The organism is Pseudomonas sp. TJI-51, from assembly GCF_000190455.2.
Lineage (GTDB): Bacteria > Pseudomonadota > Gammaproteobacteria > Pseudomonadales > Pseudomonadaceae > Aquipseudomonas > Aquipseudomonas juntendi.
This window is the reverse complement of the sequence record NZ_AEWE02000127.1, coordinates 42435-49918: the sequence shown is the minus strand read 5'-3', so window position 1 is coordinate 49918 and position 7484 is coordinate 42435. Positions and strand designations below refer to the sequence as shown.

Here is a 7484-nt window from a genome sequence, read left to right as displayed (position 1 = left end):
GCCAGCGATAGGGCCTGTGACCATTATAGAGGGGGTAGCGCCAGGCGCTGACCCGCCATCAGCAATGCCAACCGCGCCAGGCCCGTCCACGGCGAACCCTCGGCCTGGCCCTTGATTTGCGCATCGATACGCTGGGCATCCTGCAGCAGTTGCGCCCAGCGCTGCGCCGAGAGGCGCTGTAGGGCCTTGCTGACCAACGGCCGGCGCTTATCCCAGACCGGTGGGCGCGCCTGGCTGAACGCCTTGTCCAGCGGCACGCCCTGGCTGAATTGCTGGGCCAGCCCGGCGAGCTGGCGCAGCTCACGCGCCAGCGCCCAGAGAACCACCGGGGGCTCGACCCCCTCACCGCGCAAGCCTTCGAGCATGCGCAGGGCATGTGCAGCTTCACCGTTGAGAATGGCGTCTACCAGCCCGAAAACGTCGAACCGGGCGCTGTCAGCGACAGCCGACTGCACGGTTTCGACGGTGATTTGGTTGCCTTCGGCCAACAGCTTGAGCTTTTCGATTTCCTGCGCGGCAGCCAGCAGGTTGCCTTCTACGCGCGCGGCAATCAGGTCGACAGCGTCACGCTGCGCCGACAGGCCGGCCTGCTGCAGGCGCTGGTTGATCCATTGCGGCAGTTGGTGCGCATCCACCGGCCAGATCTGGATGAACTGGCAGTGGGCACCTTCGATCAAGGCCTTGCCCCACTTGGTCTTCTGCGCGCTGCCGTCGAGCTTGGGCAGGCTGACCAGCAGCAAGGTGTCTTCGGCGGGATTGGCGCAGTATTCCATCAGCGCTGCGGCGCCCTTGTCACCCGGCTTGCCCGAGGGCAGGCGAAGTTCCAGCAAGCGCCGCTGGGCGAACAGGGACAGGCTGGCGCCGGCCTGGAGCAGGGTGCCCCAGTCGAAGTTGGCGTCGGCACTGAAAACCTGGCGCTCGTCGAAACCTTGCTGGCGCGCAGCTTGGCGGATGGCGTCGGCGGCTTCCTGGCACAGCAGCGGGTCGTCACCGCTGACCACGTAGACCGGGGCCAAGGCGCCTTGCAGGTGCTTGTTGAGTTGGGCGGGGGCGAGCTTCATGGGCAGTAGGCGGGGCACCCGAAGGCACCCCGCACGGGCTTAGTTGCCCGGTACTTCCAGGGGCGACTGCTGCGGCGTTTCCGCCTGCTGGCGGCGTGCGGCCTCAAGGGCGGCCGCTTCAGCCTGGGCACGCTGATCGGCTTTTTGCTGCAGCTCGTCCAGCTGGGCTGGGGTCAGTTGCTGCAGGCGCACGACCATGGCGTTGACCAGGTCACGGCGCATTTCCAGGCGGGAACGGGCCGCTTCCTGCTCGGAACCGGTGATGTTCGAGGCATCGCGCACATACACCTTGCGCACTTCCAGCTTGTCACTCAGCAGTTCAAGGTTGTTCAAGCCCTGGATGCTGTAGTTGAGCTGGGTGGTCAGCTCGTACTCGGCAGTGCGGTTACCGCTGTTGTAGCTGGCCGAGCGCTCGCGCTGCTGTTCGTTGGTCAATACCAGGCGGTACGGCGCACCGGTGTGCACATTGACGCCGCTGTTCTTGAGCACCTGGCGCAGTTCGGTCACGGTAGGCCCGTACGCGTCACGCGCACTGACGTCCATTTCCTTGATGCTCAGCTCGTTGGTGCCAGTACCGCGCAGCTGGAAACCGCAGGCGCTGAGCATGACCGCCAGGCCAATTACCAGCAAATTGCGTTTGATCATGTTGTTGCTCCCTTGTGGGCCTGTTCCGCCCGCCCGCAGTGGCTGCGGGCGGGCGTTGCCATCAGTTGGCGACGATGTTGACCAGCTTGCCCGGTACCACGATGACCTTGCGAATGGCCAGGCCGTCGATGAAGCGCAGGACGTTCTCGTTGCTGCGCGCGGCGGCTTCGATTTCTTCGCGGCTGGCGGCGGCCGGCATTTCGACCTGCCCACGCAGTTTGCCGTTGACCTGCACCACCAGTGTGACGGTGTCCTGCACCAGCGCGGCTTCGTCGACTGCTGGCCAGCCAGCGTCGATCACGGCCTGATCATGGCCCAGCTGCTTCCACAGCTCGTGGGAGATGTGCGGGGTGATCGGCGCCAGCAGCAGGGTCACGGCTTCCAGGCCTTCGTGCAGCAAGGCACGGTCTTGCGCCGTGGCTTGCGGGGCTTTTTCCAGCACGTTCATCACGGTCATCACCTGGGCGATGGCGGTGTTGAATTTGTGGAACTGGCCGACGTCGGTGCTGGCCTGCTTGATGGCGGCGTGAATGGCGCGGCGAATGACCTTCTGTGCGTCGTCCAGGGCGGCGACATCCAGCTTGCCCGGCAGGCCTTGGGCGACGTGTGCCTGGGCCAGGCGCCAGACGCGGCGCAGGAAGCGGCTGGCGCCTTCGACGCCGGAGTCGGACCATTCCAGGCTCGCGTCAGGTGGCGAGGCGAACATCATGAACAGGCGGCAGGTATCGGCGCCGTACTGGTCGATCATCGACTGGGGATCGACGCCGTTGTTCTTCGACTTGGACATCTTCTCGGTGCCGCCGATTTCCACCGGCAGGCCGTCGGTCTTCAGGCGTGCGCCAATGATCTTGGCCTTGGCATCGCGTTCGATCTCGACATCGGCCGGGTTGAACCAGTCCTTGCCGCCGTTGCTGGCAACGCGGTAGTAGGTTTCGGCCACGACCATACCCTGGGTCAGCAGGTTCTTGAACGGCTCGTTCGAGGTGACCAGGCCTTCGTCACGCATCAGCTTGTGGAAGAAGCGCGCATACAGCAGGTGCAGGATGGCGTGTTCGATACCGCCGATGTACTGGTCGACCGGCAGCCAGTGGTTGGCTGCTTTCGGGTCGACCATGCCACCTTCGTAGTTCGGCGAGGCGTAGCGGGCGAAGTACCAGGACGACTCGACGAAGGTGTCCATGGTGTCGGTTTCGCGCTTGGCCGCAGCGCCGCATTTCGGGCAGCTGCACTCGTAGAATTCTGGCATGCGCGCCAGTGGCGAGCCGGCACCATCGGGCACCACGTTCTCCGGCAGGGTCACCGGCAGCTGGTCTTCTGGCACGGGTACGTCGCCGCAGGACGGGCAGTGGATGATCGGGATCGGGCAGCCCCAGTAGCGCTGGCGGCTGATACCCCAGTCGCGCAGGCGGAACTGGGTGCGCGATTTGCCCAGGTCCTTGCGGATCAGGGCTGCTTCGATGGCGTCGAAGGCGCCGGCAAAGTCCAGGCCGTCGAACTCGGCGGAGTTGATCAGTTGGCCGTGCTCGCCATAGGCGTCCTGCCACTCGTTGCCGACTTCATCGCCGGCGCTGGTGCGTACTACGGCCTTGACCGGCAGGTTGTACTTGTGGGCGAACTCGAAGTCGCGCTCGTCGTGAGCCGGCACCGCCATTACCGCGCCATCGCCATAGTGCATGAGCACGTAGTTGGCGACCCAGACCGGCAGCTTCTCGCCCGTCAGCGGGTGCTCCACCAGCAGGGAAGTGGCCATGCCCTTCTTCTCCTGGGTGGCCATGTCGGCTTCGGCAACGCTGCCGGCCTTGCATTCTTCGATGAACGCCTGCAGCGCCGGGTTGCCCTGGGCAGCCTGGGTGGCCAGCGGGTGCTCGGCGGCGACGGCGACGTAGGTGGCACCCATCAGCGTGTCGGGGCGGGTGGTGAAGACCTTGAGCGTGCCGGCGTGGCCGATGCTGGCCTGGTCGTAGGGGAACTGGACTTCCATGCCGCGTGACTTGCCGATCCAGTTGCGCTGCATGGTCTTGACCTGCTCAGGCCAGCCCGGCAGTTCGTCGAGGCTTTCCAGCAGCTCGTCGGCGTAGTCGGTGATGCGGAAGTAGTACATCGGGATTTCGCGCTTTTCGATCAGCGCGCCGGAACGCCAGCCGCGGCCGTCGATGACCTGCTCGTTGGCCAGTACGGTCTGGTCTGCCGGGTCCCAGTTCACGGTCCCGTTCTTGCGGTAGATGATGCCTTTCTCGAACAGGCGGGTGAACAGCCACTGCTCCCAACGGTAGTAGTCAGGCTTGCAGGTGGTCACTTCACGTGCCCAGTCGATGGCCAGGCCCAGGCTCTTGAGCTGGGTCTTCATGTACTCGATGTTTTCGTACGTCCACTTGGCCGGGGCGACGTTGTTCTTCATCGCCGCGTTTTCCGCGGGCATGCCGAAAGCGTCCCAGCCCATCGGCTGCAGCACGTTCTTGCCCAGCATGCGCTGGTAGCGGGCAATCACGTCACCGATGGTGTAGTTGCGCACGTGGCCCATGTGTAGCTTGCCGCTCGGGTACGGGAACATCGACAGGCAGTAGTAGGTGTCCTTGCCTGGCTGTTCGGTAACAGCGAACGATTGTTGCTCGTCCCAGAAGTTCTGGGCGGCGGCTTCGATATCACGGGGCGTGTATTGTTCGTGCATGGCTACTTTTTGCTGAGAGGGAAGAGACCTTGTTCCAGGCAGCGGAACCTCGCTGCGTCCGGCACTCCGGTGTCATTTAGAGTGAACGCCGTAGCATACAGCAGCGCTGCGTATCGTGGGAAACCTTCGTTGCGAATGGCCGCTGGTCGCTGCACCCGGCTGCTTTTTGCAACGACGCTAAGCTCTGGTGTGGGGGGAGATATTCTTATCTTCAATGAGGTGAACGGATGGGAGAGACGCAGCTACCCGCAATCAGACCGGAGCTTTACGAGCGCCTGATCGACCGGCTTGGCCTGGCACTCGAAAGCGCCAGGACCTCTGTGCGATTGCGCGACGAGATGCCAGCCGAGCTGGAGTTGCGTGGCCTCAGCCACGCAGAGTTCGAAGTGATCAAGGCCTACCTGGAAGCCCTTCCGGGGCGCCGTAATGCTGCTGTCGGCAGTTACCCACAAGCGGAGCCGGCATCAGCCAAGATTATCTGGCTCAAGGACCAGAAGCGCGCTGCCACTGCGGCCAGTTCCAGAACGCTGCGCCAGCGCTAGTCGTTCAGGGCGCCCGGCGCAGGCCATCGCGCCACGGTCATTCATCATTCATACAGCTTGCGATCGGCACTGGCCCTACCTTGTTGACCGGTGCCGATCCTTTTAGGCTGCACGCCTGCCAAGGAGGTGTAGCCGATGCCCATACGATTTTTCATCAAACAATGGCTGATGCCGCCGGGCATCTTGTTCCTGTTGCTGCTTGCCGCATGGTGGTGGCGTGCGCGCCGGCCACGGCTGGCGGCGCTGTGTTTTGGCGTGGGGCTGGGTGGCTTGTGGCTGATGAGCTTGCCGCTGGTGGTGCAGGAAACGGCCCGGGTGCTGGAGACCGAGCCGCCACTGGCCGTCAGCGACTGGGCGAGGCTGGCCAGCCGGGCAGATGCCATTGTGGTACTGGGCGCGGGGCGCGAACGGGGTGACCCCGCGTGGGGCGGTGGTGACCAGCCTACCGCCACGGCGCTGGAGCGCATGCGCTTTGCCGCGCGGCTGGCCAAGGCTTCGGGTTTGCCGGTGCTGACCAGTGGCGGGCTGCACTACGGCACGCCGCCGAGCGAGGCGCAGTTGATGGCTGATCGCCTGCGTGAGGATTTCGCGGTCGAGGTGAGGTGGCGCGAAGAGGCCAGCCGCACGACCTGGGAGAACGCCCAGCTGTCGGCCAAGGTGCTGCAGCCGCTGGGGATTCGCCGTGTGGTGGTGGTCACCCAGGCCTGGCACATGCAGCGCTCGCGCTGGAGCTTTGAACAGGCGGGGTTCGAGGTGGTGCCGGCGCCGGTGGGGTTCCTTGGGCGCGAGCATGCGCGGCCATTCGGCGGGTTGCTGCCGGAAAGCCGGGCGATGTGGCAGAGCGGGCAGTTGCTTAATGAGGTGGTGGGGCTGGTGGGGTACCGGGTGTTCTATTGAATTCAGGTTTGCGCGGTTCCTTGTAGGAGCGGCCTTGTGTCGCGATGGGCTGCGCAGCAGCCCCGGATCTCAGCTCTATCTCAAGATTGCCGGGGCTGCTTTGCAGCCCATCGCGACGCAAGGCCGCTCCTACAGGGACCGTGTAATGCCAGTTAGACGGTCTTGGCTATGCGCCCGGCCAGCAATGCCCAGCCCAGCAGCAGCACGCAGACAATCGCCAGCGGCCACGAACGCCATTGCAGGTAAGGCGTGAGCTGCTGCATCGGCACCACTTCGCCATACATTACCGCCTGCTGGAATTGTGGTACCTGCGTGGTGATACGGCCGAACGGGTCGATCAGCGCGGTCACACCATTGTTGGTGGCGCGGATCATCCAGCGGCCGGCTTCCAACGCACGCATCTGCGCCATCTGCAGGTGCTGCAGCGGGCCGATCGAGGTGCCGAACCAGGTGTCGTTGCTGATGGTCAGCAGCAGGTCGCTACGCGCTGCCAGCCCTGCAGCGAATTCCGGGTAGACCACTTCGTAGCAGATGTACGGGGCAATCTGGTAACCCTTGGCCTGCAGCAGTGGCTGGTCTTCCGGGCCGCGGGCAAAGTCCGACATGGGCAGGTTGAAGAACTCGATGGCGCCACGCAGCATGTCCTGCAGCGGCACATACTCGCCAAACGGCACCAGTTTCTGCTTGAGGTAGGTGCCATCGCCTTCGCCGGCCACCGTGATACCGTTGTAGTAGCGGCGCTGGTGGTGCACCTCTTCGCGTACCGGTACCCCGGTGATCAGCGCCGAATGCCGCTCGGCGGCAAAGCGGCCCATCACATCGATGTAGCCCTGGGCCTGGTCCTTGAGCACCGGTACCGCGGTTTCGGGCCACACCAGCAGGTCCACTGGCTTGGAACTGAAGCTCAGGTCACGGTACAGCGCCAGTTGTGCATCGATGTGCGCCGGGTCCCATTTCAGGTCCTGTTCGACGTTGCCCTGTATGGCCGCCACTTTCAGCGGGTCGCCAGCCGGCTTGGTCCAGGCATGGCCTTTGAGTGCCAGGCCCAGGGCCCAGGGCGCCAGCAACAGCACCGCGGCAATGGCCAGGAACGAAGGGCGCGCGCGCAGGCGGTGCAGGTTGCACAGCAGGGCGGCAGTGAGGGCCAGGGCGAATGAAACCAGCCATACGCCACCCAGCGGGGCAAGGCCTGCCAACGGCCCGTCGAGCTGGCTGTAACCGGCGTAGAGCCAGGGAAAACCGGTCAGGAACCAGCCGCGGAAAGCTTCCTGCAGCAGCCACAGGGCGGCGAAACACAAGGCGTCGGCCAGCGGCGCTTCGTTGCGCCGCAACCAGCGCGCCCACAACCAGGTGGGCAGGGCGAAGAACCACGCCAGGGCGGCAAAAAATGCCAACAACAGCACGATCGCCAGCAACGGCGAAGCGCCGCCGTAGGTGGTCATGCTGACGTAGATCCACCAGGTGCCCGCGCCGTACAGGCCAAACCCGAACCACCAGCCACGCCACATGGCCTGGCGCGGGCTGAGCTCGCGCAGGCCCAGGTAGAGCAGGGCAATCGATAGCAAGGCCAGCGGCCAGATATCGAACGGTGCCAGGGCCAGGAGGGTGGATGCGCCGGCCGCCAGGGCCAGCAGGTTACCGGGCCAGCCGGGGCGGGTGATCCAACGCATG

The 7484-nt window shown here is 64.7% G+C and carries 6 protein-coding genes; 2 read left to right on the top strand and 4 right to left on the bottom strand.

What is annotated here, in order from left to right; all coding sequences use genetic code 11:
* Window positions 1-23: 23 nt before the first annotated feature.
* From holA to leuS, 3 genes are all read right to left on the bottom strand, one after another.
* Window positions 24-1061, bottom strand: a complete 1038-nt coding sequence (gene holA, locus G1E_RS23465; protein WP_009685390.1) for a DNA polymerase III subunit delta — start codon at window positions 1059-1061, stop codon at window positions 24-26.
* 39 nt (window positions 1062-1100) lie between these two features.
* Entirely contained in the window at window positions 1101-1706 is a 606-nt protein-coding gene (gene lptE / locus G1E_RS23460) for an LPS assembly lipoprotein LptE (protein ID WP_009685391.1), read from the bottom strand.
* A gap of 61 nt (window positions 1707-1767) precedes the next feature.
* The gene (leuS, locus tag G1E_RS23455) at window positions 1768-4374 is read right to left on the bottom strand and encodes a leucine--tRNA ligase (protein ID WP_009685392.1); all 2607 of its coding nucleotides are present in this window, start codon (window positions 4372-4374) and stop codon (window positions 1768-1770) included.
* Window positions 4375-4601: 227 nt separating this feature from the next.
* Between leuS and G1E_RS23450 the strand changes: the two genes are divergently transcribed.
* The gene (locus G1E_RS23450) at window positions 4602-4916 is read left to right on the top strand and encodes a hypothetical protein (RefSeq protein ID WP_009685393.1); all 315 of its coding nucleotides are present in this window, start codon (window positions 4602-4604) and stop codon (window positions 4914-4916) included.
* A 135-nt stretch (window positions 4917-5051) separates the two neighbouring features.
* A complete protein-coding gene (locus G1E_RS23445; RefSeq protein ID WP_009685394.1) occupies window positions 5052-5813 on the top strand; it encodes a YdcF family protein in 762 nt (253 codons plus the stop codon).
* A 152-nt stretch (window positions 5814-5965) separates the two neighbouring features.
* Here G1E_RS23445 and lnt read toward each other — a convergent pair whose 3' ends face one another.
* Complete coding sequence (gene lnt / locus G1E_RS23440) at window positions 5966-7483, bottom strand: apolipoprotein N-acyltransferase (protein ID WP_009685395.1); 1518 nt, start codon at window positions 7481-7483, stop codon at window positions 5966-5968.
* Window position 7484 lies beyond the last annotated feature (1 nt).